This is a genomic window from Pseudomonas sp. GM60, from assembly GCF_000282415.1.
GTDB classification, from domain to species: domain Bacteria; phylum Pseudomonadota; class Gammaproteobacteria; order Pseudomonadales; family Pseudomonadaceae; genus Aquipseudomonas; species Aquipseudomonas migulae.
In genome coordinates this window covers 1-23,154 of sequence record NZ_AKJI01000047.1, presented here as the reverse complement: position 1 = coordinate 23,154, position 23,154 = coordinate 1, and the positions used below count along the sequence as shown (strand labels likewise).

Sequence of the window (23,154 nt, the reverse complement as noted above, 5' to 3'; positions counted from 1 at the left end):
GGCTTGCTCCCACAAAGTAGTGCGGTGTTGCTCAGTAGCCGAACTTGTCTCGCAATCCGTAGTACCAGGCGCCCAACGCCGCAAACGGCGTGCGCAGCAATTGCCCGCCGGGGAAGGGGTAGTGCGGCAAGTCAGCAAACGCGTCAAAACGCTCAGCCTGGCCGCGCAACGCTTCGGCCAACACCTTGCCTGCCAGGTGCGTGTACGTCACGCCGTGGCCACTGCAACCCTGGGAGTAGTAGATGTTGTCGCCCAGGCGTCCGACCTGCGGAAGACGCGATAGGGTCAGCAGGAAATTGCCGGTCCAGGCGTAATCGATCTTCACGTCCTTGAGCTGCGGGAAAGCCTTGAGCATCTTCGGTCGGATGATCGCTTCAATGTTCGCCGGGTCCCGCGCGCCGTACACCACGCCACCGCCGAAAACCAGGCGCTTGTCGCCGGTCAGACGGTAATAGTCGAGCAGGTAGTTGCAGTCTTCGACACAGTAATCCTGCGGCAACAGGCTCTTGGCCAACGCTTCGCCCAATGGCTCGGTGGTAATCACTTGCGTACCGCACGGCATCGACTTGGCTGCCAATTCCGGCACCAGATTACCGAGGTACGCGTTGCCCGCCACGATGATGAACCTGGCCCTGACCCTGCCCTGAGGCGTGTGCACTACCGGGGTTGCGCCGCGTTCGATGCGCACCGCCGGCGATTGCTCATAAATCGTAGCCCCCAACGACTCGACCGCTGCGGCTTCGCCGAGTACCAGGTTCAGCGGATGAATGTGCCCACCACTCATGTCGAGCATGCCGCCAACGTATTGCTCGCAGTTCACCACTTCACGAATGCGGCGTTGATCCAGCAGCTCAAGCTGCGTATGACCAAAACGTTCCCACAGGCGCTTCTGCGATTCCAGGTGGCCCATCTGCTTAGCGGTGATTGCAGCGAACACGCCGCCGTCCTTCAGGTCGCACTGAATATTATATTTGGCGACCCGCTCACGAATGATCCGTCCGCCTTCAAACGCCATCTGCCCCAACAACTGCGCCTGCTTGGGGCCAACGCTGCGCTCGATCACATCGATGTCGCGGCTATAACTGTTAACGATCTGGCCGCCGTTACGACCCGATGCACCGAAACCCACCTTGGCGGCTTCCAGCACCGTGACCTTGAAACCGTTCTCCAGCAGAAACAGGGCAGAGGACAGGCCGGTGTAACCGGCGCCGATCACACAGACATCAGTGTCTACGTCACCCTGCAAGGCCGGGCGCGGCGGAACCGCATTGGCCGATGCGGCGTAGTAGGACTCTGGGTAGGGAGTGTTCGCCATCCTGCTGCCTCTGTTTAATATATTTTACGAGTGCATCGATCCTACCCGAGTTAAAAATCGACCGCCAGCCACCGCAAAATCTTCTTTGCAGCCGAGAAATTAAATATTTTGCATATTCATAGGGTTAGCTCGAAAAAAGGTGTTGACACCCCTCCGGAATTCCGTAGAATGCCGCCTCACAGCAGGCACGTAGCTCAGTTGGTTAGAGCACCACCTTGACATGGTGGGGGTCGTTGGTTCGAGTCCAATCGCGCCTACCAAACAAAATCCGCTCTGCTGGGCGGTCTAGAAGGGCTCACCGAAAGGTGGGCCCTTTTTTGTTGTCTTGGATTTCTTCAGAACGTTCACAAAATATCGGGTTCGTTCACACTGGGCAATGTGAACGCCGATATCAGTTCGTTTTCGGGTGGGATTCTGCTTTGGGGTGGTGGTGGTGGTGGTGGTGGTGGTGGTGGTGGTGGTGGGGTGTTGAAAGTAGTAATCAGCCCTGCGACTGCTTGATGGCAATATCTCGGATGGTTTGGATATTCTGATGGATTGCTGAAAGTACAAACCACACTCCAGAGCCTAGGCAGCCTACGGCGAAGCCAATCAGGGCGCCGATGTACTCGTAGTTGCCCTTCATTGCGAAATACCCCACAACCGTTGCAACGATGATTCCTGCCCAAGCGAAGAAATTCACTACGGTAATCACGATGTCTTTCATTGTCTTTGCTTCCTGCGTGGTTAGAGTCGGGTCACTTTGCCATCATCAGGTTGAGCGGTAAACGGTGGTTCTAAAAGGGTCTTGGCTCGCAACTATATACAGCGGAATTTTGAGATAGGGTTCGCGCCCTTAAAAATCCGAATGACTGTTTTCAATCGCTGAAAATCAGTGAAAAACGGTGCGCTCCAGCTAGGTCGCGGCCTACACGCTCGTTCCATCTTTCACACACAATTTACGCACAGGTTTATCCACAGGTAGTACGTTGCAACACCCTGTGAAACGCATTATCTTGTATCTCGGCGGCGAAAAAACCCTACATGTAGGGGTTTGCCGTTAGCTGCTGACCTCGAACGAGGTACTTAGAAAAGTCTGCGAATGGTCGTGCTTCGGTCTCCACAACTTAGAACACAACCATCCGCACCAACTAAAGCTAAACAGTAGCGATTACGTTAGCCCTAGGGGGACTGCATTGAGCCAAACATTGACGTGATCGTCAACGGTTCTCTGCTGGCCGGTAATCCTTGGGGCTGACAAATCTATCCTTTGCTACAAAGGTAAAACGTCATGCCTAGTAATAAAAAGCAGTCCTCATCGAAGTCGGCCAAACTGGCCTCTGAAACCCTCCGCGATCCGCATGCCTCTAAAATTGCCAAAAGTCTCGCTGCCTCCACGTTGGCCCAAGCCAACACTGGAAAGCAAACGAGTGCTGAGATGGAAACGGTTGCGGGCAAGGTTCTCCAGAGCGACAAATATAGCGAGGAAACGAAAGCCCTCGCTGCGTCTGTTGTCTCCCAATCCAACCAAGAGCGGGGGAATTAATCATGCCTTACCATGCGGTTGTAACGGTCGATTTGGATAACGGCGTCAGCTCAACAGCTCGCACGAAATTCAATGAGGAGCTGAAGAAAAAGAACTTCAGCAAACACAAACTCACGACTCTCTGGACAGCGGTCTTTACGCCAGCGACAACGAGGGAGGGCGCAGTCAAGTATGCCCGCGACAGCATTGATGCTGCGGCTGCATTGGCAGGGATTTCCACCTACGAAGCCTTCGTGTCAATCAGCGAGGCGCCGCCAGTCGAGTGGAAGAAAAGCTCGACAAACCCTCTGTTAGAGGGGCTGCTGCGGTTCCAGAAGTAAAAAGCTTTAGGCCCCACTTCGGTGGGGTTTTTCACGTCTGGCCATCTGGTTTTTAGCTACTGATGATTTTGACGAAGCTTCTCTATAGCTGTGGTGATGGCGTCTGCGTTCAAATCTAACGTTCCCAATGCGGTGGTGATGTTGTCGTGCGTATCGACAGAGCCGCGTGCCTCGATCCACAGCGCCACTTCCTCAAGCCCGGCGGCGATAGCATGTTGGTTGAGGAGAAGTAGTTCCAGTGCGTCAGCCACTGTTTCGTTGTTATCAGTCATGAGGCATCGTCCCTGATTAAGTAAAAAATGTGTTACCGAACCACGGTTGCGTCTTGACCGCTGAAAGGAAGGAAGCACCCGCCAGCAGTTTTCATTAGAAATCGTACTTTGAGCTGGCTTCCTTTTGAGAGGTCATACCCGGCGTTCTTGTCGGCGAAATCGACCTGTAGGTCTTGAGTTCCAATGCCATCCACATTCAACGAAACCTCATCAGACTCCAGCAGAGCAATCTCGCCTTTCCATGTCATCCAGTGATTTTTGTATTTCGCATTGAATATGTCGTCTTTCTTCTGATCGCTATAGGTGCTTTTGCATCCTATGTCCGCGTTTACTTGATTGTAGGCTGCTGTGCTCTCGGGATATTCGGTGGCGGGGGCAGAAGCTGTGTAGGTGCTCCCGGTTGAACTTGTAGGCTTGGTGGGTGCGTTGATCACGCCTTTAATAACAACGTAGGCGAGGCCGACCGCGAGCACGATTCCGATAGTTCTTTTGGCTGACAAGATTCAATCCTTGAAGGGTAGAAGATGCCTTATGGTGGCAGCGTGATGTGATTTGTGTCCAGATGTCAGGCTGGATCGTTCCCTGCTGATTTCCCAAAATCCGTATTTTCAGAATCAGCACTACGACAGCGTTTCAGATATTCCAGCCTGAAAATAAGGAAAGGCGTTCCTGTGCGAACTACCCAGCCGCCCAAATTTTTCATGAGCACTTTCAGGAAGAAGGGGTGGGGGTATTCTGAAAACTGTCGCTCACGCAGCGTTACTTAGTGCTGTGCTCCTAGCTCAACCAGAAACCCAAGCTTTTGAGAAATAACCCTAGGCCGCTGGAAGCTCTGACAGCCTCAGAATGAGACGTTGAAAGCGAGCATCAGGCGACGTACTGCCGTTGGTGTGAACTCGCTACCACGAACCGTACGCAAGCCTTTGGAGTTGAGGCAATCGGCTACTGACTGAAGCGTATTCACTTTGTTGTACAGGCCGGCGAGCAGTGAGGTTGGACAGCCGCTTGATGTGGGTTCACATTCTTCATGCGTTGATCATTAACCCCGAGCGACGTTCGCGTTTCGTTGATGCTATCAAGCCAAATTCGATTTCTATAGTGTTGAACTGTGCGGCTATTTGCCATCATTCAACACCCGATTCCAACCCGATATCCTCCGCACCTCAGCAAATGAAATGGATCAGGGAGTTTTCAGCATAGCTTTTGGGATTTGTCCTACAGCCAGTGCTTGAGCTTCCCGGTAACGTCATTCTGCCCCAGCTACAGGCTGGAATTCCCCGCAACGATTCAAGGACGATTCATGATTTCTTCTGCACGACTGGGTGACAAACATGTCTGCCCAATGCCCGGTCATGGCACCACCCCGATAGCCTCTGCCTCCGCTGACACGAATATCAACTTCATGGGCTCTGCACGTGTTGGCGATACCTGTGGCTGTGGCGCTGTTATCACTACCGGGTTTCCCTCGATTCAAGTGAACGGGAGGCCTATGGCTCACTTAGGCAGTCCCACCAGCCATGGCGGAACAATCATCACCGGATCAGGCGATGTCGGTGGTGGGTTTGTAATGGGGGGCGCTGGCGGTGCAACGATCATCAACTTCATGGCACTCGGTGCATTCCGCCCAGATTGCACTGTGGACGATGAGAAAATGGCCACATTGCTGGCTGATCCGAAGCTGACAGAGAAGGCAACCGCTGCAAATGCGTTGGTAGATCCCAAGGCAGCCGCTAAGCAGCCGGAAACGAAGGCTGAGCCAAAGTCCGACCCCGCTGTTTGCAATGAACCTGACCAAATGCAAGAACTGGCCAGCTACATCGCTGGTGAGATGAACACCAACATCAATAGCCCGTATGTTCGCCAGATGATTGACCTAAATAGCTACGATGCGGCAGCAGAGACGAAGAGGTATGAAGAACTTCCGCTGTATCTCAGGATGGGTTCGGGGCCTGACTTCTACAGCTTGGCACTTGGAAAGAAGGCGAAGGCTTTCGCCATCTGGACGGAGCGCGTTGGACAAAATCGCCCATGGGACCACAAGCCCACATTGCTGAAACTCTTCGGCGGCAAGCCCCGGCACAAACAAGGTGCCTACGACTACTTTTACGACATCTGGTCGAACGTCCACTACGGTTATGTAGGTATGGCCGCTGGGTTTTCAGAAAGCGTTCTCTCGGACGGTGCAGGGGGTGAGCAAATTGCCTCAGACTCTATACGGAAATTTAAAGAACTGGTCACACCGAACACAGGTAGAAAACCACTCCCCGGCCCCCATCGCTCAGAAGATGTTGACGGGCTACGGGCTTGGGACGATGCTCCTGACCGGATATCGATTGGTATCGGTGTAAAGCTCTACAAACAGCACCCCAACGGAGGCATTACAGCCAAGATGGTCATGGACGAAGTATTGGCAGTATCGCCAGAGGAATGGGGGGACGGTGTAAGTGAGCACAAATGCGAAACCAATTAGATATGGGCGGATATTCTCCGTGCTCCTACTCCTATTGCTCTCCCCGTTTGCGTTCTGGTATATCGCAACCCCCACAGTAATCGTCCACTACTCAGAGGATGCGACGGAAAAGCTTGGGTGCGTCTGGAATACACAGAACAGGATCTATAGGAGTGGTCGCGGGGGGTTGTACCCCGGCGAATCGTCGTTAGACTTAGGCCACATCTTCCCAGACGAAAACTTCTTTATGGAGTTCTACTGGTGGGGCAAAAAGACTCGCAACCATTGCGTTAATGTCACCCCGAAGTGGCCGACGACTCATATCTACCTTGATGCGAACGGCGACATTGATACCAGTGAAGGAAGCGGCACGGACACTGATCGCTTGCAGCAGTGCACCACGGACACGGCGAAACCATAAGGTGATATTCCAGAAACTGGCCCAACGCGTGAAGATGACAGCGGGCCAAGCCACCGAGTAATCTCAGCGGAACACACCGCCTCAGGGATTGAAAATGTCAGGACAACAAAACCCAGTACAACTACTGACAACAATGCATAACGAAGCAGCGAGCAAGTTGGACTACTTCATTCTGGGTGTCACGTTAGCCATCTGTGCCTACCTTGCTCAAACCAACCCTTACGCCCAAATCGGCGTGAACAAAGAAACGTTCCTGCTCGGTAGTCTGCTGGTGTTTGCAACAAGTGCCATCTGTGGGTTCAAGCGGATTGAATCGACCATTGCAGCTCTACGAATGAACGCGGCTGCACTTGAAGAAAAGGATCCACAGCTAAGGGCATATTGCCTACAAAGACTCAGGGACAGTCGTGAGTCGCACCACTGGTACAAAGTGCGTAACTACCTTCTGGCCACTGGTCTTCTCTGCTATCTCGCAACCAAGGTGTGGGACTCATACCAAAGCCACGGCTGGATATCTGTGCATTAGGCCGATTTTGACCAATCCCATTTTTCGCCAGAGCTTCGACCATTAGTAGCGAGAATGATCTTGGTGACCCGCTCACACCTAGGGACTGTCATCCTGCACGGCGGTTAAACTGAAGGTGTGAACGAGCGGTGGGTATTCTACATGACTCGTTCCAATCAGATTCCTTGCCGCCGTCAAAATTTCCGATGCACTTCAACATGCGTTTGGCTGTCGAGCTTGGAAAGTAATTCTTGCAGTTTTTCAAGCGGTGCTAAGCATCGAGCAGTGGGCTTGCCCAGAAACGCCCAAAGAGCACCACAAATAACATGAGGTACGTGGCCCCGGATAGCTTGCACAGAAGCATCTGTGCAATAGCCAGCGTTAGGCCGCCTTCGATTCTTTTTTGATCCTGTACACCGTTGCAACACCACAGTCAGCTTGCTTGGCGATCATCTCAGCGGACATCGTTGGGTACTTCTCCATCAGCGTCTGTACCTTTGCCCACTTGGCAGCGTTCCTTCCTTTGCCTGATGGCTTCCATTCAGGGTCAGCAGCCTTCTTGTTTTCCAAACCCTGCTTGATGCGTTCAACACGCTTCTCTTGATCCAGTCGTGCCATGGTGGCCATCAAATCAATCAGCATGTTGTTGATCACATCCATGATTTGACCTGTGATTCCTTTGGCTTCAACCAGCATGTGACTGGTAGGCAAATCAGCTACAACCAACCGCAAACCCTTGGCCTTGATGGTAGCTTTGAGAGTGTCCCAATCAGTCTGTGAGAGGCGGCTGAGGCGGTCTACGGACTCAACCAATAGCACGTCTCCACTCTCGGCAGTATCGAGCAAGGCGAGCAGCTCAGGACGGTTGAGCTTGGTCCCACTGATGTTTTCTGCGTACACGCCAACGATGCTCAATCCTTTCTCGGTAGCGAACGATTCAAGGGCAACTCTTGCACGATTGGCGTCTTGATCTTTGGTCGATGCACGTAGGTACAAGTGGGCATTCATGGGTGGTTATCCTTTGTCATTCGGTTTGATAGTCAAATGATAAACAAATCATATATCTATCATCAATAGGCTATTGATAGTTATTTCCCTGCCTCTATCGCACTACCGGATAGGTCTACTTCTCTGATAGTGGTTTGTGGGGCTGGGTGTGCCTGTGTGAATCTTTACAAGCCTTCGAACAGAGCCGATAGGTCGATGCTCAAGGCATCAGCGAACACCTTGATGGCGTCGAGGCTGGGGTTGGCGCCGCCTGTCTCAACACGGGACATATAGGTTCGAGCAAAACCGCAATGGTCTGCGAAAGCTTCTTGCGTCATGCCAGTGGCAAGACGAAGTTCCCGTATGCGTGTACCGAAGGCTTTGCGGATGGAGGGTGAATACATCCATATATCGTGTGGCAACGATCACTGATCGTGAACACACTAATCGTGACATTGGCTGTATTGCGATGGCATCATGGGCCGCGATTTTGCGTCTCCGAACAACCTCAAAGGACTTTGCTAATGAAGTTTGCTACCTACGTGCTATGTGGGCTTTCCCTCCTTGCATCCGCTGCCATGGCTGATACCTACCCTAAACGCACGTTGATTGCTGGCTCTGTCATCTGTTCTAAGGCTGGTGACTGGAGTGACATGGTCGAAGCATCCACAGATCAAGACGAAGGTGCAGCCGGGCAACTCCTTACCTCTGGAAAGTGCCGGATCATCTCAACCGCAATAAAGGTGAGCTTGATCGAGCCGGAGGAGGATGGTGTAGGTGCACTCATTCTGTTACCAAGCGGTAAGACAGCTAACACCTCTGAGAAATTTCTTCGTTGATTATTAACTGACCAGTCATGCACAGGGGGGCGTATGCAAATACATACCCAAAAAATTGCACTGATTATTGCTGCTTGTTTGTCCTCGTCAGTTTTCGCGGGTGAGGATTTGAGTTCGAGCTACTGGTCCCTCGGTTGGTCCAACAAGGCAACGGTAATAAGTAAAGAAAGTAAGAACACCTACATTCGTCTCATCCCTAGCGATGAGGGTATGCGTCTGGCCTACATCGTTAGCGGTGAGGGTGCGTGCCCTAGCGGGGAGTCGACCTTCAAAGCTCAGGGTGTCGTGAATGGTAAGACATTGAGCTTCTCCGGGAAGTGCACGGATGAATACTACAAGGAGTTGATACCGGCCACGGAGGAGGAAGGGGTTGTCCTGAAAGGCGAGTTCATGACCAAGAAAAGCGTATCGGTAAAAATTGGAACCCTACCAAAGCGCACGTTCACGACCTCAAGATTTGAGTCTGTTTTTGCGACCGCAGGCGGAGTGTAGCGTTAGCACAGGCAATGCGTAGCTGTAGGTTGATTATGCTAGGAAGTGATTGGCGGATTAAATTCATTCATGTGGAATCCGCCTCTCTGGAAAAAGTCAGTCGCAGGCTTTGCCTTGACCGTGCAAATATGTCAGCGATAAAAGCTGTAGTTCGTAGCCAGCTCAGTAATACAAGCTGCACATCTTTCCTTAAGAGTTCCTTAGGGTAGGTGTGCAACTGTGGGTCAGTGCGAAATGTGCCTCTGACTCCACAGGGTTGCGATACGCAGAAAATCCATTAACCAATCATGCTACCTGTGATTCCCGCCAAGCTTTTCTCCAAGCCGAGGCGGTATTGCGATGAATTCCGGTGATGGCGACTACATCAGCGTTTGTCTTTTTCTGTGCAAATAGCTCGTGAACTTTTTGCCTGCGAGGGTCTTCTGTCGTTCTGCGATCCTCAAGTACGGGTGCTTCCAGTGACAGGCTCCAGTCAATGAGAGCGTGGGGCATGTACGTCGATACCAAGTAGTTGGCTACCCGTTCATCCTGAACAAACAGCCGAATTGGCTGTGTATTGCCACTGACACGAATAGCTGTGCGAGTAACTGCTTGGAGACTTACCTCCAGTAGCCGAGTCGTTACAAACGCATCAGTGAAAATGCGGTCGTACTTCTTGGCGAGGTAATCCAATCCGCATTGCTCGGCTGGAGATGGGTTGCCACCAAACAAAAGGATTGCATCGGTTGCAATCATATAGTCATTCAGCCCGCGACTGTCCATCGTGCAAACTGTGGCTTGCCCCTTTGGCAGCCAACGAAAATCGGCCCATTCATTTTTGAAGAGCAGGGGTTTGCTTCCTGCTTTAGATAGGGCTGTATTCAGCAGTGCGTCGATGATCTGTCTTGGCTCACCACCATCATGTTTTTGGGTTCTCTCCCCGTTCAAGGTCGTCAGTACCGCTGATTTACTGTACTTCTTGCCTTGAGGAAACAGTGGATAGATGGTGGTTGGGCACTGATATCCTGCGAAGTCGGGCGTGAACATCGAACGTGTAAAGGTGAATCCGTGCACTTGAGCAAAGCTATCGAATAGTCCCCCTTTCACGTTGGCTCCAAGTACATGAACCTCTTCGGCTGCCGTAAACCGTGACCAACAGTCCAGCTCCAGAATTGGTCGAATGCATCGATTCCCAGAGTCTGTTGCGGAGTCGATAAAAACAGTTTTGCCTAGAAGTAGGGATTGGAAGATGATCGCGCCCGCCTTGCTCAGCATGGATGTACGGTCAGCGGCAACAGCAGCAGCCCGATGAGTTTCAAGGGCGAACTCGACTCCCACCTTTTGCTCTTCACGGAGGAATAGTTGTCCTTCGCTCTCATACGCGACGACATGAATGCTTCCCAGCTCGATAGGGTCGAACCAATAGTAGGGCAGTGAAAGAACCTGCGGAATCTCGTCGACGACCACTATCCATCCATTTAATAGGCGAGGCTCAACCTGAAAGAGACTTTCATGAGTCGTGATCAAGAAATGGTCGCACTTTTCCCTAAGTGCAGATGCCAGCACAGGGCCAACGGGTTGGCAAGTTGTTGAGTTGACTACTCGGAAGGCGATGCCTTTGCAGCGTTGGACGATACTGTCAGTCAGCTTGATAGTTGGTAGCGCCAGCACGATACACTTGCCTTCAGATAGCAAGCGGGGAGCATGCTGGATGAAGCTTTCTGTTTTTCCTGCACCGGGGGCAGCTAGTGCGGTATGAATTGCTTTGTTGCGGGCGATGAATGGCATTGTTTTTTCTCCTTGTTCAAGTTCATTTCAGTAGGCAAGCCCTCGGGTTGTGCCAGTTGGTTATTCGATGCCCACAAAAAAGCCTCATCTAAAACCCTGTCGTAACAGTGTTCGTGTGAGGCTATTCGAGGTGTCGGTCTGTCCGTCGAGACAGGCGATCATCATACACTTTCTAGGTAATAAGTCAATCCGTCCTATTGACTTTCTAAATTGACCAGTGTTGCGAAACCGGTTTTCAGTGGGAGAGAATGGCCCTTGCTTAATCCAGACAGCCATGTAAGCCAGTAAGCACTGGGCAGAACGGAAGTGAGTGCTTGGAGAATGACGAAAGTGATGCAGGTTTTTATGGAGTTTACCTATGGTTTCCAATGGGTTTCCGACGCAGGTGGAAAGGACATACTCATTGATGCTTCCGACGGTTTCCGTTAACCGCTTGTCTTTGAATGGGAGAACTGCCGCCCATTAGCACTCCTTGGGTGGCAGCTCGTTTCATTTGATCAGTCGATGAGGTGCAGCACGTCCCTGACATTTAGGTGGGAGTAACGCGCCACGGATCGAGTATCCCTGTGCCCTGAGACGATCATGATTTGAGCGTTATTGAATCCCTTCTTTGCCACGTTGGTGATTCTGGTGTGCCTGAGCTGGTGCAGCCGGACACTACTGTCTAAGCCCGCCTTGACTCGTGCCAATCGCACTGCCTGAGATACGGCGTGTGGAGTGACAGTGAAGATCATGCCATGTGGATGACGTTCCACAGTGGCCCAGAGTTGGGCGATCTGAAGAATTTCCACTGCACGGTGGGTGAGGGGAACTGACCGTGTACCGTTCTTTCCATCGATCACATCGGCAATACGATCTTTGAGGTGCAGGCAGTCTTTAGTCAGCTTCAGGATTTCAGAGCGCCGCATGGCAGTCTCATAGGCCAGTTCGACAATGGGTTTCATGATGGGTGACAGCTTCGCCAGCAATCGCTCAAGCTCGCTTGCACTAATCACCTTGTCTGAAGACCGATCAGGCTTGGGGAGTGCGATATCACTGACAGGGTTGTGAATGTCGATCAGCAAGCCGCGTTTTGCGAATCGGTAGAACCGCGACATGAAGGCGAGTTGAATTCTGCATGTGGCTGGCTTCACCTTCTTCAATCTCATGATCTTGAAGTCGTTGATCATCTGTGGCGTGATTTCGTGAATGGGCTGCGTGAAGTGTCTGCCCAGATGCTCCACGATCTTCAGTGCGTGGTCGTAGCTGCCTTTACCCTTGAGCATCGTCTCGCAGTAGGTCATGCCCAACGTATATATAGTGTGATGCTTGCGATCCATCGTCACGGCTTCGATCTGGTTCGCCCATAACTCTGCTTCAGCTTTGGTGCTGAAGGTTTTCGACTGTGGAGATTTACCCTTTACCCGTACCTGAGCGTTCCAGTTGCCGGACGGAAGTAAGCGGAAATTAGCCATTGTTGACGCCTCATAATGTGAATGGGCGTTCTGTGAAGCTCTTGAGCACCAAGGCTTGCAGCTTGCTCAAGCAGACCTTGACATGGTGGGGGTCGTTGGTTCGAGTCCAATCGCGCCTACCAAACAAAATCCGCTCTGCTGGGCGGTCTAGAAGGGCTCACCGAAAGGTGGGCCCTTTTTTGTTGTCTGCGATTTGCTAAACGGATCGCAAGTCCTGGACACATCGCGGTGTTCTTTCCGCTTTGATGGGGGAGGGCGTTACTGCTTTGTTGCTTGATCCGACGAGGACGTCGAGGAGAGGGCCAGCAATCACCACCCGTGCAAGCGATAATAGCTGAGCAGGCAATCCCCGATTTTATGGGCTACTACTGACAGGCTGATCCAACTCAAACCTGACTGGAGTCTCTCGATGTTTGCCCACTGGTTTTTTGCGGCGATTCATCTCTTGGCGTTCGCCCTGGGTTTCTGGGCCGTTCTGACCCGCGGCAGTGCTTTTCGGCGGCTGGCCTCGGGGCTGGGTGAGGCGCGCAGCGTCTTGATTGCAGATAATCTGTGGGGCATTTCAGCGGTCATTCTGCTGATCACCGGTGGGATGCGAGCCTTTGCCGGGTACGAAAAGGGCACTGACTACTATCTTCACCAGCCGCTGTTCCATCTGAAGATGACGCTTTTCGTTCTCATCCTGCTGCTTGAAATTGCGCCGATGATCACGCTGATCAAGTGGCGGATTGCGCAGGCGCGCGGCGCAGCCATTGATGTCGGTCGATCGAAGTTGTTTGCGCGGATCAGCCATATCGAAGCGCTATTGGTGATGCTGATGGTCGTGGCGGCCACGGGAATGGCGCGGGGAGTAACGTTTGGTTAGCCGAGTATGAATGCATACTTCCCCAGGCTTAATCCGAAACGTCCGACAGCCATGACGTGAGACATGCCGGTAGTATCGGCTTCACGTTCGGGGATGGGGTGGGATGCAGGAGTGATCGCTGTGCGTGAATCTTTAGCCAGCCGTGGTCCGGGGGCGAACAGGCTGGCTACTGACTGCAGCAGGATTCAGGATTGCGGCTTGTCCGGGGCGGTCAGGCCAGCCTGAATGCGCTGATAGATTTCTTCGCGGTGCACCGCAACGTCTTTCGGGGCGTTGATGCCAATTCTGACTTGCTGACCGCTTACGCCCAGAATGGTGATCGTAATGTCATCGCCAATATTTATGCTTTCACCGACTTTGCGGGTGAGTATCAGCATGGTCTTCTCCTTGATTGCTTTGTAGGGCACCTGATTCGGACAGTGCAGAGGTCGGTGGTATGTATAGATTAGTGCGAAGTTTCACGGTTTGGGTGCCTCTTTCTGACGCGCAGATGCTGCATTGATTCCCAAGGCGTAACTATACAGAGGCCGCCTCCATGATTCTCGTTGTTTTGCGCCCATTTTGCGGCACTCGAGAAGTATTCATGGGTGTTAAAATCTCCGCTTTCGGCATTCAGAGGGAAGCGTTGTGCGCAAAATGGCTTTGGTAATCGCAGTACTGGCATTGGCGGGATGCGGTGAGGATAAGCGCGCTGATGCGCCAAAGCCGCAGCCAGCCGTGGCGGCAGCACCGGCGGCGGTATCTGCGCCGCAGTGGGATCTGGAAGTGCGAGGTGAAATAACCCAGGCTGTCAGCGACCTGAGTGGCTGGCTGATCGAGCACAGTTTCGTTTCCAGCGTGATCAAGGAAAATGGCAAGACCCGCATCCTGATGGGGCCATTCAATTCCAAAGCCGAAGCTGAAGCCAAGCAGGCAGAAGTGCGCGCGGCGCTGACCCGGGCGAAAAAACAGAACATCGAACTGCTGGTCATCGAGCATCCGGTGACTCAGTAAGGCGTCATTGGTCGCCCAAACGCTTGGGCGCCAGCAGCACGATTGAAAACGAAAAAGGCCTGGGGCATTCAATCCCAGGCCTTTTTGTTTTCAACAAGCGCTTAACCGCACGCTTTCATGTCCACCGGCCCGACAAACTCGTTGCCGCGCCCCATCACGCACGCCACGCTCTGGTTGCGCTGACGTTCCCAGGCCTGTACCGGATAGGTTTTGTTCCATGCTTCGTACAGTTGCCGATCCTGTTTCGACAGGCGCAAACCGTACTGCTTGCTCATGTAAAAGTACGTCCGGGCGATCATGCCGCGAATGGAAGGGCGGGGCATGACCTTTTTTGCCTTGAAGTCGACCTGGGTCAGGCACGAACCGTATTGGCCCGATTGCTCCGGCAACCAGCCAAAACTGAAATTGCTGCGATCACCATTCACCTCGCCGATGCTCGGCACCAGATTATGCAAGTCGGCCTCGGCCTTCTGGTAAGTCGGGTCGTAGCGCGTGCAGTTCTTGCGTCCGCCTTCCTGCCAGCACTGACGCTGATGGCCGATCTGCCAGGCGGGGACAATGTGCTCCCACTCGATGCGCGAAGCGCGCTTGGCATTTTTGCGTGGCACATAACCGCAGGCCGACAGGTCCACCTTGTTGCCGGTGTATTTACAGCCGCAATAGAACTCGGTGGATTGCGGGGCGTACAGTTTCCAGGCGACTTTCTTGGCTTCGTTGAAGGTGCGCGGGGCGTCAGCCTGCGCGCCCATCGCGAAGAGCAAAAACAGCAAAGCAAAAAAACGGACACTCATTGACTCAATCTTCCTTCGGCACAACCCAGAAAATCTGCACACCGCCATCGTCGCGGTAGGCGAGGGTGACGTTGTCGTTTTCGTCGATTTCTTCGAGTAATTGCTCCCACTCATCCACTGGCTCGTCCGGAAGTCGGAAGATCAGGGCCGCCTTGGCTTTCTGGGCGGTGGGGGAGTTGATGATTTTCTGAACGCGCATACCCATGCGTACATAGGTGTCAGGAGAGGCAGAGGTGGTGGCCACGGAATTGTCCTTATTAAGCTGTACGTGCATACAGTATTTAACTGTAGGCATTTTCGCAACTGCTTAAAATTCAAGAAAATCCTCTGACAGCAGTTTTTCCCGATTGATGTAGGACGAAGGAGTTTTTTTTATCAGATAGGAGGCCACTCGCCGCAGTGGGCGAGTGGTGAAAGCGGTGCCCGACCGGAACAGGTCGGGCGATGGCGAATCAGTATTCCCAGAACATCCGTTGCAGCTCTTTGCTGTCATTGGTCTTGGTCAGCGCGACCATGGCCAGGATGCGGGCCTTCTGTGGGTTCAGGTCATGGGCCACAACCCAGTCGTACTTGTCGTCAGGCTGTTCGGCGTTACGCAATACGAAGCCACCGGCGTTGACGTGGGAGGAACGAATGATTTGCACGCCATCCTTGCGCAGGGCTTGCAGGGCTGGAACCACGCGCGAAGACACCGAACCGTTGCCGGTGCCCGCGTGGATGATGGCTTTGGCGCCGGATTGATGCAGCGCTTTGTAGGCGGTATCACTCACGTTGCCGTAGGAATAGGCGATTTCGACGTCAGGCAGGCTCTTGATGTTCTTGATGTCGAACTCCGAGTCCATGGTGTGACGCTTGGCCGGCAGGCGGAACCAGTAGGATTTGCCTTCGACCACCATGCCGAGAGGACCCCAGGCACTTTTAAACGCCTCGGTCTTGATGTTGATCATCTTGCTGACGTCGCGACCCGACTGGATTTCATCGTTCATGGTCACCAGTACGCCTTTGCCGCGCGCGTCTTTGCTGCCGGCTACGGCCACGGCGTTGTACAGGTTCAGCATGCCGTCTGCGGACATCGCGGTGCCTGGGCGCATGGAGCCCACGACGATGATCGGCTTGTCGGTTTTTTCCACCAGGTTCAGGAAGTAGGCAGTTTCTTCCAGGGTGTCGGTGCCGTGGGTGATGACGATGCCATCGACGTCTTTGCTGTCAGCCAGTTCGGCCACGCGACGACCCAATTGCAGCAGGTTGTCGTTGGTAATGCTTTCGGAGGCGATCTGCATGACCTGTTCGCCGCGAACATTGGCCAATTGGCTCAGTTCCGGAACGCCGGCGATCAACTGTTCGATGCCGACTTTCGCCGCTTGATACGTCGCGCTGTTGGCGGCGCTGGCGCCCGCGCCGGCAATGGTGCCGCCGGTGGCCAGGATCACCACGTTCGCCAGTTTCTGTTTGGTTTCGACTTCTTTCGCCTGAAGGGCTGTCGGAAGGAGTAGCAGGAGGGCCAAGGCGCCCGGAACAAAAGTCTTGAAAGCAGATGTCATTATTTTTCTCTCTAGTAGTGAGACGGTGCGGATGCAGGTTCATCTAGATGCGCCCCGGACAGATCTGAATGTCTGGGGTGAATGAGAGGGAGCAGGATCTGTACCAGTCATGTCTGGAAATGAAAAATAGCTTTAACCCAATGATTTGTATCAATTATTCGGACTGTGTTGAACGAGGTTTAAACGTCCTGTTGTCCGGTTTTCCGAATATGTTTGTTATTTGCGTTCGGCTCTCCGAAAAGGGCTACGACTTCTGTTGAGCAGGTCTTCTTGCCAGATGGCAAATCATTGCTAAAGAAACCCGCGCGCAGGTCGATGCCTCTCTGAAGGATCTTTTTATTCAGGAGTTCACATGTCGTTTTCGATCGGCTTTCCCAATGCAGGCGCAATCACCATCGGTGGCAAATCCACCGCAACGATCAACGCCTTGAGCGAATCAACTTCCGAGGCTTCGACACTGGCGTTGGGTACCGAGGAGGAGGGTGGCGCAACCAAGGTCCGGACCGGTGGCGGCGCGGCAAACGAAACGAAAACGGACAGTGACAGCGGCGGTGACCAAAGCGTCGCGGTGAAGATGTTGCTCAAGCGTATGCAGGAACTGCAGCAGCAACTGCGCGAACAGCAGCAACAATTGGCGGCGGCTCAAGCGGCGCCTTATACGACGCCGGAAGCCAAAACGGCTGTCGTCATGTCGATTCAGGGGCAAATTGCCAACACCAGCGGGGCGCTGTCGGAGGTCACAGGTAATCTGGTCAAAGAACTGGCCAAGGGCTCCAGCGCGGGTAGTGTGATCAGCACTACGGCATAACCGGTTCTGTTACCGGAAGCACAAAGCGTGCTTTTCGGTCGTTGACAAATAGCGGCAGGATTCGCATAGTTCGGTCTACGCAAACGTTTGCGCGGCACTGCCGATGGCCTGTTCCATCGGCAAACGCGGTGAAACATACGCCAGCGCAAGCGTTGCTCAAGAATAATCATAAGATCGGAGTGAACCCATGAAGCTGCCATTCGCTGGACGTCTTCTCGCTGTCGCTATGCTGGCTGCCGCATCCGCCGCGTTGCCTGTCTCCTCGGCCTTCGCCGACACTGAAAAACCCAAAGTCGCACTGGTGATGAAATCCCTGGCCAACGAATTCTTCCTGACCATGGAAGACGGCGCCAAGGCCTACCAGAAAGATCACTCCGCCGATTTCGACCTGATCTCCAACGGCATCAAGGACGAAACGGACACTGCGGGCCAGACACGTATCGTCGAGCAAATGATTCTGGCCAAGGTCAATGCACTGGTGATCGCGCCTGCTGACTCGAAGGCCATGGTCCCGGTGATCAAGAAAGCCATCGATGCCGGCATCACTGTGGTCAACATCGATAACCAGCTGGACCCAGCGGTCGTCAAAAGCAAAAACATCAATGTTCCGTTCGTAGGCCCGGACAACCGCAAGGGTGCGCGTCTGGTGGGTGAGTACCTGGCCAAGCAGCTGAAGGCCGGTGACGAAGTCGGCATCATCGAAGGTGTGTCTACCACCACCAACGCCCAGGCTCGCACTGCAGGTTTCAAGGATGCGATGGAAGCGGCGCAGATCAAGGTCGTGTCCCTGCAATCCGGTGATTGGGAAATCGATAAAGGCAACAAGGTCGCCGCGTCTATCCTCAGCGAATACCCGCAAGTCAAAGCCTTGCTGGCCGGCAACGACAGCATGGCTGTCGGCGCAGTGTCTGCCGTGCGTGCCGCGGGCAAGGCCGGCAAGGTGCAAGTGGTCGGCTACGACAACATCAACGCCATCAAACCGATGCTCAAGGATGGCCGTGTCCTGGCCACCGCTGACCAGTTCGCTGCCAGGCAAGCCGTGTTCGGCATCGAGACGGCGCTGAAGATCGTCAAGGGTGAGAAAGTCGACAGCGGCACCAACGGCGTAATCGAAACTCCGGTAGAGCTGGTTACCAAGTAGTCCTACTGGCGACACAACGGTGCTCGCCCGTCCGGGCGAGCGCATGGAGAGTTTTTATGTCTGTTTGCGCTCCGAACGCTGTCCTCTCGGTCAGCGGTATCGGCAAGACCTACGCGCAGCCTGTCCTCACCGGTATCGACCTGACGCTGATGCGCGGCGAAGTGTTGGCGCTGACCGGCGAGAACGGCGCCGGCAAAAGCACGCTGTCGAAGATCATTGGTGGATTGGTCACGCCGACCACCGGCCAGATGCAATTCCAGGGGCAGGATTACCGCCCCGGCAGCCGTACCCAGGCTGAAGACCTGGGCATTCGCATGGTCATGCAGGAACTCAATCTGTTGCCGACCCTGTCGGTGGCGGAAAACCTGTTTCTCGATAACCTGCCCAGCAACGGCGGCTGGATCAGCCGCAAGCAATTGCGCAAGGCCGCGATCGAAGCCATGGCTCAGGTCGGGCTCGATGCGATCGATCCGGACACCCTCGTCGGCGAACTGGGCATCGGTCACCAGCAAATGGTCGAGATCGCCCGCAACCTGATCGGCGATTGCCATGTGCTGATCCTCGACGAACCGACCGCGATGCTGACGGCCCGTGAAGTCGAAATGCTGTTCGAGCAAATCACGCGCCTGCAAGCTCGTGGCGTGTCGATCATCTATATCTCCCATCGTCTCGAAGAGCTGGCGCGGGTGGCTCAGCGTATTGCGGTGTTGCGCGACGGCAATCTGGTTTGTGTCGAGCCGATGGCCAACTACAACAGTGAGCAATTGGTGACCTTGATGGTTGGCCGTGAACTCGGTGAACACATCGACATGGGCCCGCGCAACATCGGCGCACCAGCGTTGACGGTCAAGGGGCTGACCCGCTCCGACAAAGTGCGCGATGTCTCCTTTGAAGTGCGCGCCGGCGAGATCTACGGGATTTCCGGTTTGATCGGAGCAGGGCGCACCGAGTTGCTACGCCTGATCTTCGGCGCCGATACCGCGGACAGCGGCACGGTTGCGCTGGGTTCGCCGGCACAGGTCGTGAGTATTCGTTCGCCGGCGGACGCGGTCGGTCACGGCATTGCCCTGATCACCGAAGACCGCAAGGGCGAGGGCTTGCTGCTGACGCAATCGATCAGCGCGAATATTGCTCTGGGTAACATGCCGGAGATTTCCCGCGGCGGTTTCGTCAACAACGGTGACGAGATGTCGTTGGCTCAGCGTCAGATCGACGCCATGCGCATCCGCAGTTCCAGCCCGACGCAGTTGGTCTCGGAGCTGTCCGGCGGCAATCAGCAGAAAGTCGTGATCGGCCGTTGGCTGGAGCGCGATTGTTCGGTGTTGCTGTTCGATGAGCCGACTCGCGGCATCGACGTCGGCGCCAAATTCGACATTTATGCACTGCTCGGTGAGCTGACTCGTCAGGGCAAGGCGCTGGTGGTGGTGTCCAGCGACCTGCGCGAACTGATGCTGATTTGCGACCGCATCGGCGTGCTGTCGGCGGGGCGCCTGATCGAGACATTCGAGCGCGACAGCTGGACCCAGGATGACTTGCTTGCCGCTGCTTTTGCCGGCTATCAAAAACGTGATGCGCTGCTCAACGAAGCAGCGCCTAGGGATCTTCCATGAAAACTGCAACATCTGCCGGTAAACGTAGTGGCAATTTTTACGGCCTCGGCACCTATCTGGGCCTGGCCGGTGCCTTGCTGGCGATGGTCGCGCTGTTCTCGGTCCTGAGCAGCCATTTTCTGTCTTACGACACGTTCAGCACCCTGGCCAACCAGATTCCGGACTTGATGGTGCTGGCGGTCGGCATGACGTTTGTGTTGATCATCGGCGGCATCGACCTGTCGGTGGGCTCGGTGCTGGCACTCGCGGCGTCGACGGTCAGCGTGGCGATTCTCGGCTGGGGCTGGAGCGTATTGCCGGCAGCATTGCTCGGTATGGCGGCCGCCGCATTGGCGGGGACGATCACCGGTTCGATCACCGTGGCGTGGCGGATTCCTTCGTTCATCGTCTCCCTCGGCGTGCTGGAAATGGCGCGTGGTGTGGCGTATCAGATGACCGGCTCGCGCACCGCCTATATCGGTGATGCCTTTGCCTGGCTGTCCAACCCGATCGCCTTCGGCATTTCGCCGTCGTTCATCATTGCCTTGCTCATCATCTTCATTGCCCAGGCCGTGTTGACTCGCACGGTGTTCGGTCGCTATCTGATCGGCATCGGCACCAACGAAGAAGCCGTGCGTCTGGCAGGGATCAATCCGAAACCCTACAAGATTCTGGTGTTCAGTCTGATGGGGCTGCTGGCCGGTATCGCCGCGCTGTTCCAGATTTCCCGCCTGGAGGCGGCGGACCCGAATGCCGGCTCCGGCCTGGAACTGCAAGTGATCGCCGCGGTGGTGATTGGCGGTACCAGCCTGATGGGCGGGCGCGGTTCGGTCATCAGCACGTTTTTCGGGGTGTTGATCATCTCGGTACTGGCGGCCGGTCTGGCGCAGATCGGTGCAACCGAGCCGACCAAACGCATCATCACCGGCGCGGTCATCGTGGTGGCGGTGGTGCTTGATACCTATCGCAGTCAGCGCGCAAGCCGGCGGACCTGAGTCATGGCAACAATCAAGGATGTGGCAGCGCTCGCGGGGATTTCCTACACCACGGTTTCCCATGTGGTGAACAAGACCCGGCCCGTCAGCGAAGAAGTGCGGATCAAGGTCGAAGCGGCAATCAAAAGTCTCGACTACGTGCCCAGTGCCGTGGCCCGCTCATTAAAAGCCAAGACCACCGCGACCATCGGTCTGTTGGTGCCCAACAGCCTCAACCCATACTTCGCCGAGCTGGCGCGGGGCATCGAGGATTACTGCGAGCGTAATGGCTATTGCGTGATCCTCTGCAACTCCGATGACAACCCCGACAAGCAACGCAGCTACCTGCGCGTGTTGCTGGAAAAACGCATTGACGGACTGATCGTGGCGTCGGCCGGTGGGGATGCGGTGCTGGCAGAAGGTCTGGCGGGCGTGCGCACGCCGATGGTGATTGTCGACCGAGGGCTGGAAGGGGTTGATGCGGACCTGGTGCGCATCGATCACGAATACGGCGCTTATCTGGCGACCCGCCATCTTCTGGAATTGGGGCATCGGGATATCGCCACCATTGGCGGGCCGGCCAGTACCAGCGTCGCGCAAATGCGTCTGGCAGGTTATTGCCGCGCCTTGAAAGAGGCGGGCGTCGAAGTGCCTCACGAACGCATACTGGAAAGCGACTTCACCAGTACCGGCGGTTACAGCGCGGCTGCGATCCTCCTGGAAAACAACCCGCCCAGCGCCATCTTCGCCGGTAACGACATGATCGGCATCGGCGTGTTGCGCGCCGCCGCCGAGCGCAATATTCGTGTGCCGAGCGAACTGTCGGTGATTGGCTTCGACGATATCCAGATGAGCCGTTATGTCTATCCGGCGCTGACCACCGTGGGCCAGTCGATCCTGCAGCTCGGCGAGATGGCGGCCGAAGTGCTGTTGCGCAGGATCGCCACCCCGGCTATGGCCACCGATCAACGGATCGTGACGCCCAGTATTGTCCTGCGCGAATCGACTGCGCCGCTGGCCGGTGTGTTTGCCCACTTCCGTTAAACAGAAAGCACCGTTGAAATTGCATTTATGAGTAGTGATGTATGCCAGCAAAAGTAGTGGTGATAGGCAGCCTGAACATGGACCTGGTGACCCGGGCCTCCCGGCTGCCCCGTGGCGGTGAAACGCTGATTGGTGAGTCGTTTGCCACGGTCTCCGGTGGCAAGGGTGCGAATCAGGCGGTTGCTGCGGCGCGACTGGGTGCGCAGGTGTCGATGGTCGGTTGCGTGGGCAGCGATGCCTATGGCGAGGAGCTGCGCGGAGCGCTGTTGGCCGACCGTATCGATTGTCAGGCGGTCAGCACCGTCGATGGTGCCAGCGGTGTGGCGTTGATCGTAGTCGATGACAACAGCCAGAACGCGATCGTGATTGTCGCCGGTGCCAACGGTGCACTGACGCCGGCAGTGATTGACCGCTTCGATGCGGTGTTGCAGGCAGCGGATGTGATCATCTGTCAGCTCGAAGTGCCGGATGCCACGGTCGGTCATGCGCTCAAGCGCGGTCGTGAACTGGGTAAAACCGTGATTCTCAACCCGGCGCCCGCCAGCCGACCGTTGCCGGCAGACTGGTATGCGGCCATCGACTATCTGATCCCTAACGAGAGCGAAGCCTCGGCCCTTAGCGGTTTGCCGGTGGATTCACTGGAAACCGCCGAAGTCGCGGCGACCCGATTGATCGCCATGGGGGCCGGCAAGGTGATCATCACCCTCGGTGCCCAAGGCTCGCTGTTTGCCAATGGCAACAGCTTCGAACACTTTCCTGCGCCGAAGGTAAAGGCGGTCGATACCACGGCGGCGGGCGATACCTTTGTCGGCGGTTTTGCTGCCGCACTGGCCGCAGGTAAAAACGAGGCGCAAGCGATCCGTTTCGGCCAGGTCGCTGCGGCGCTGTCAGTGACCCGTGCCGGCGCGCAACCCTCGATCCCCACTTTGTCCGACGTACAGGCCTTTAAAGCACCATGAAAAAAACACCGTTGCTCAACATCGCGCTGTCGCGACTGATCGCTTCCCTGGGGCATGGCGACATGGTCGTGATTGGCGATGCCGGCCTTCCGGTTCCGCCGGG

27 protein-coding genes and 2 tRNA genes are annotated in these 23,154 nt (G+C 55.0%); 17 read left to right on the top strand and 12 right to left on the bottom strand.

Annotation, left to right across the window (positions count from 1 at the left end):
• Nucleotides 1–31 precede the first annotated feature (31 nt).
• Nucleotides 32–1,315, bottom strand: a complete 1,284-nt coding sequence (locus tag PMI32_RS17450) for an NAD(P)/FAD-dependent oxidoreductase (protein WP_008028261.1) — start codon at nt 1,313–1,315, stop codon at nt 32–34.
• A 183-nt stretch (nt 1,316–1,498) separates the two neighbouring features.
• On the opposite strand from PMI32_RS17450, the gene PMI32_RS17455 reads away from it, so the two are divergent.
• Nucleotides 1,499–1,575 (top strand) — tRNA-Val (locus PMI32_RS17455).
• 221 nt (nt 1,576–1,796) lie between these two features.
• Here the strand turns inward: PMI32_RS17455 and PMI32_RS17460 are convergent.
• Nucleotides 1,797–2,021, bottom strand: a complete 225-nt coding sequence (locus tag PMI32_RS17460; protein ID WP_008028259.1) for a hypothetical protein — start codon at nt 2,019–2,021, stop codon at nt 1,797–1,799.
• Between the two features lie 564 nt (nt 2,022–2,585).
• On the opposite strand from PMI32_RS17460, the gene PMI32_RS17465 reads away from it, so the two are divergent.
• Together PMI32_RS17465 and PMI32_RS17470 are read left to right on the top strand one after the other, a co-directional pair.
• Complete coding sequence (locus PMI32_RS17465) at nt 2,586–2,840, top strand: hypothetical protein (RefSeq protein WP_008028257.1); 255 nt, start codon at nt 2,586–2,588, stop codon at nt 2,838–2,840.
• 2 nt (nt 2,841–2,842) lie between these two features.
• Entirely contained in the window at nt 2,843–3,160 is a 318-nt protein-coding gene (locus PMI32_RS17470; RefSeq protein ID WP_008028256.1) for a hypothetical protein, read from the top strand.
• Nucleotides 3,161–3,216: 56 nt separating this feature from the next.
• Here PMI32_RS17470 and PMI32_RS17475 read toward each other — a convergent pair whose 3' ends face one another.
• Both PMI32_RS17475 and PMI32_RS17480 read right to left on the bottom strand, forming a co-directional pair.
• A complete protein-coding gene (locus PMI32_RS17475) occupies nt 3,217–3,432 on the bottom strand; it encodes a hypothetical protein (RefSeq protein WP_008028254.1) in 216 nt (71 codons plus the stop codon).
• Between the two features lie 32 nt (nt 3,433–3,464).
• Nucleotides 3,465–3,932 (bottom strand): hypothetical protein, encoded by a 468-nt coding sequence (locus PMI32_RS17480; protein WP_008028253.1) that lies wholly within the window; start codon nt 3,930–3,932, stop codon nt 3,465–3,467.
• Nucleotides 3,933–4,732: 800 nt separating this feature from the next.
• Between PMI32_RS17480 and PMI32_RS17485 the strand changes: the two genes are divergently transcribed.
• On the top strand, nt 4,733–5,902 hold the full coding sequence (locus PMI32_RS17485) for a polymorphic toxin type 44 domain-containing protein (RefSeq protein ID WP_008028251.1): 1,170 nt from the start codon (nt 4,733–4,735) through the stop codon (nt 5,900–5,902).
• A gap of 494 nt (nt 5,903–6,396) precedes the next feature.
• Nucleotides 6,397–6,828: a hypothetical protein gene (locus PMI32_RS17495; protein WP_032828711.1), complete on the top strand. Its 432-nt coding sequence runs from the start codon at nt 6,397–6,399 to the stop codon at nt 6,826–6,828.
• 360 nt (nt 6,829–7,188) lie between these two features.
• Here the strand turns inward: PMI32_RS17495 and PMI32_RS17500 are convergent, their stop codons facing one another.
• Both PMI32_RS17500 and PMI32_RS0128780 read right to left on the bottom strand, forming a co-directional pair.
• On the bottom strand, nt 7,189–7,815 hold the full coding sequence (locus PMI32_RS17500) for a recombinase family protein (protein WP_008028247.1): 627 nt from the start codon (nt 7,813–7,815) through the stop codon (nt 7,189–7,191).
• 164 nt (nt 7,816–7,979) lie between these two features.
• On the bottom strand, nt 7,980–8,198 hold the full coding sequence (locus PMI32_RS0128780; protein ID WP_081501763.1) for a helix-turn-helix domain-containing protein: 219 nt from the start codon (nt 8,196–8,198) through the stop codon (nt 7,980–7,982).
• 120 nt (nt 8,199–8,318) lie between these two features.
• Here PMI32_RS0128780 and PMI32_RS17505 point away from each other — a divergent pair, with 120 nt between their 5' ends.
• Together PMI32_RS17505 and PMI32_RS17510 are read left to right on the top strand one after the other, a co-directional pair.
• Nucleotides 8,319–8,633 carry a hypothetical protein gene (locus tag PMI32_RS17505; RefSeq protein ID WP_008028246.1) on the top strand — a complete coding sequence of 105 codons (315 nt, stop codon included), beginning with the start codon at nt 8,319–8,321 and terminating at the stop codon, nt 8,631–8,633.
• Between the two features lie 33 nt (nt 8,634–8,666).
• Nucleotides 8,667–9,125 (top strand): hypothetical protein, encoded by a 459-nt coding sequence (locus tag PMI32_RS17510; RefSeq protein WP_008028245.1) that lies wholly within the window; start codon nt 8,667–8,669, stop codon nt 9,123–9,125.
• Between the two features lie 285 nt (nt 9,126–9,410).
• On the opposite strand, the gene PMI32_RS17515 is transcribed toward PMI32_RS17510, so the two are convergent.
• Nucleotides 9,411–10,892: a DEAD/DEAH box helicase gene (locus PMI32_RS17515; protein ID WP_008028244.1), complete on the bottom strand. Its 1,482-nt coding sequence runs from the start codon at nt 10,890–10,892 to the stop codon at nt 9,411–9,413.
• Between the two features lie 497 nt (nt 10,893–11,389).
• A complete protein-coding gene (locus PMI32_RS17520; RefSeq protein ID WP_008028243.1) occupies nt 11,390–12,346 on the bottom strand; it encodes a tyrosine-type recombinase/integrase in 957 nt (318 codons plus the stop codon).
• A gap of 23 nt (nt 12,347–12,369) precedes the next feature.
• Between PMI32_RS17520 and PMI32_RS0128775 the strand changes: the two genes are divergently transcribed.
• Together PMI32_RS0128775 and PMI32_RS17525 are read left to right on the top strand one after the other, a co-directional pair.
• Nucleotides 12,370–12,468: transfer RNA gene (locus PMI32_RS0128775), tRNA-Val, on the top strand.
• Between the two features lie 287 nt (nt 12,469–12,755).
• Nucleotides 12,756–13,211 carry a DUF2214 family protein gene (locus PMI32_RS17525; RefSeq protein WP_008028242.1) on the top strand — a complete coding sequence of 152 codons (456 nt, stop codon included), beginning with the start codon at nt 12,756–12,758 and terminating at the stop codon, nt 13,209–13,211.
• 185 nt (nt 13,212–13,396) lie between these two features.
• On the opposite strand, the gene csrA is transcribed toward PMI32_RS17525, so the two are convergent.
• Entirely contained in the window at nt 13,397–13,588 is a 192-nt protein-coding gene (gene csrA / locus PMI32_RS17530) for a carbon storage regulator CsrA (RefSeq protein WP_008028241.1), read from the bottom strand.
• 250 nt (nt 13,589–13,838) lie between these two features.
• Between csrA and PMI32_RS17535 the strand changes: the two genes are divergently transcribed.
• Nucleotides 13,839–14,204: an SPOR domain-containing protein gene (locus PMI32_RS17535; RefSeq protein ID WP_008028240.1), complete on the top strand. Its 366-nt coding sequence runs from the start codon at nt 13,839–13,841 to the stop codon at nt 14,202–14,204.
• Nucleotides 14,205–14,305: 101 nt separating this feature from the next.
• On the opposite strand, the gene PMI32_RS17540 is transcribed toward PMI32_RS17535, so the two are convergent.
• The 3 genes from PMI32_RS17540 to PMI32_RS17550 form a co-directional block, all read right to left on the bottom strand.
• Nucleotides 14,306–14,995: an endonuclease gene (locus PMI32_RS17540; protein ID WP_008028239.1), complete on the bottom strand. Its 690-nt coding sequence runs from the start codon at nt 14,993–14,995 to the stop codon at nt 14,306–14,308.
• Nucleotides 14,996–14,999: 4 nt separating this feature from the next.
• Nucleotides 15,000–15,290 (bottom strand): DUF1654 domain-containing protein, encoded by a 291-nt coding sequence (locus PMI32_RS17545; RefSeq protein WP_008028238.1) that lies wholly within the window; start codon nt 15,288–15,290, stop codon nt 15,000–15,002.
• Nucleotides 15,291–15,447: 157 nt separating this feature from the next.
• A complete protein-coding gene (locus PMI32_RS17550; protein ID WP_008028237.1) occupies nt 15,448–16,536 on the bottom strand; it encodes an asparaginase in 1,089 nt (362 codons plus the stop codon).
• 352 nt (nt 16,537–16,888) lie between these two features.
• Between PMI32_RS17550 and PMI32_RS17555 the strand changes: the two genes are divergently transcribed.
• The 7 genes from PMI32_RS17555 to PMI32_RS17585 form a co-directional block, all read left to right on the top strand.
• On the top strand, nt 16,889–17,344 hold the full coding sequence (locus PMI32_RS17555) for a hypothetical protein (RefSeq protein WP_008028235.1): 456 nt from the start codon (nt 16,889–16,891) through the stop codon (nt 17,342–17,344).
• A gap of 187 nt (nt 17,345–17,531) precedes the next feature.
• Entirely contained in the window at nt 17,532–18,485 is a 954-nt protein-coding gene (locus PMI32_RS17560; protein WP_008028234.1) for a sugar ABC transporter substrate-binding protein, read from the top strand.
• Nucleotides 18,486–18,541: 56 nt separating this feature from the next.
• Nucleotides 18,542–20,095 (top strand): sugar ABC transporter ATP-binding protein, encoded by a 1,554-nt coding sequence (locus PMI32_RS17565; protein WP_008028233.1) that lies wholly within the window; start codon nt 18,542–18,544, stop codon nt 20,093–20,095.
• Complete coding sequence (locus PMI32_RS17570) at nt 20,092–21,069, top strand: ABC transporter permease (protein ID WP_008028232.1); 978 nt, start codon at nt 20,092–20,094, stop codon at nt 21,067–21,069. The genes PMI32_RS17565 and PMI32_RS17570 overlap by 4 nt, the downstream gene beginning before the upstream one ends.
• Before the next feature lie 3 nt (nt 21,070–21,072).
• A complete protein-coding gene (locus PMI32_RS17575) occupies nt 21,073–22,092 on the top strand; it encodes a LacI family DNA-binding transcriptional regulator (protein ID WP_008028229.1) in 1,020 nt (339 codons plus the stop codon).
• 41 nt (nt 22,093–22,133) lie between these two features.
• Nucleotides 22,134–23,051 carry a ribokinase gene (gene rbsK / locus PMI32_RS17580; RefSeq protein WP_008028227.1) on the top strand — a complete coding sequence of 306 codons (918 nt, stop codon included), beginning with the start codon at nt 22,134–22,136 and terminating at the stop codon, nt 23,049–23,051.
• A partial coding sequence (locus tag PMI32_RS17585; protein WP_008028225.1) for an RbsD/FucU domain-containing protein occupies nt 23,048–23,154 on the top strand: 107 nt, incomplete at its 3' end. The genes rbsK and PMI32_RS17585, both read left to right, overlap by 4 nt.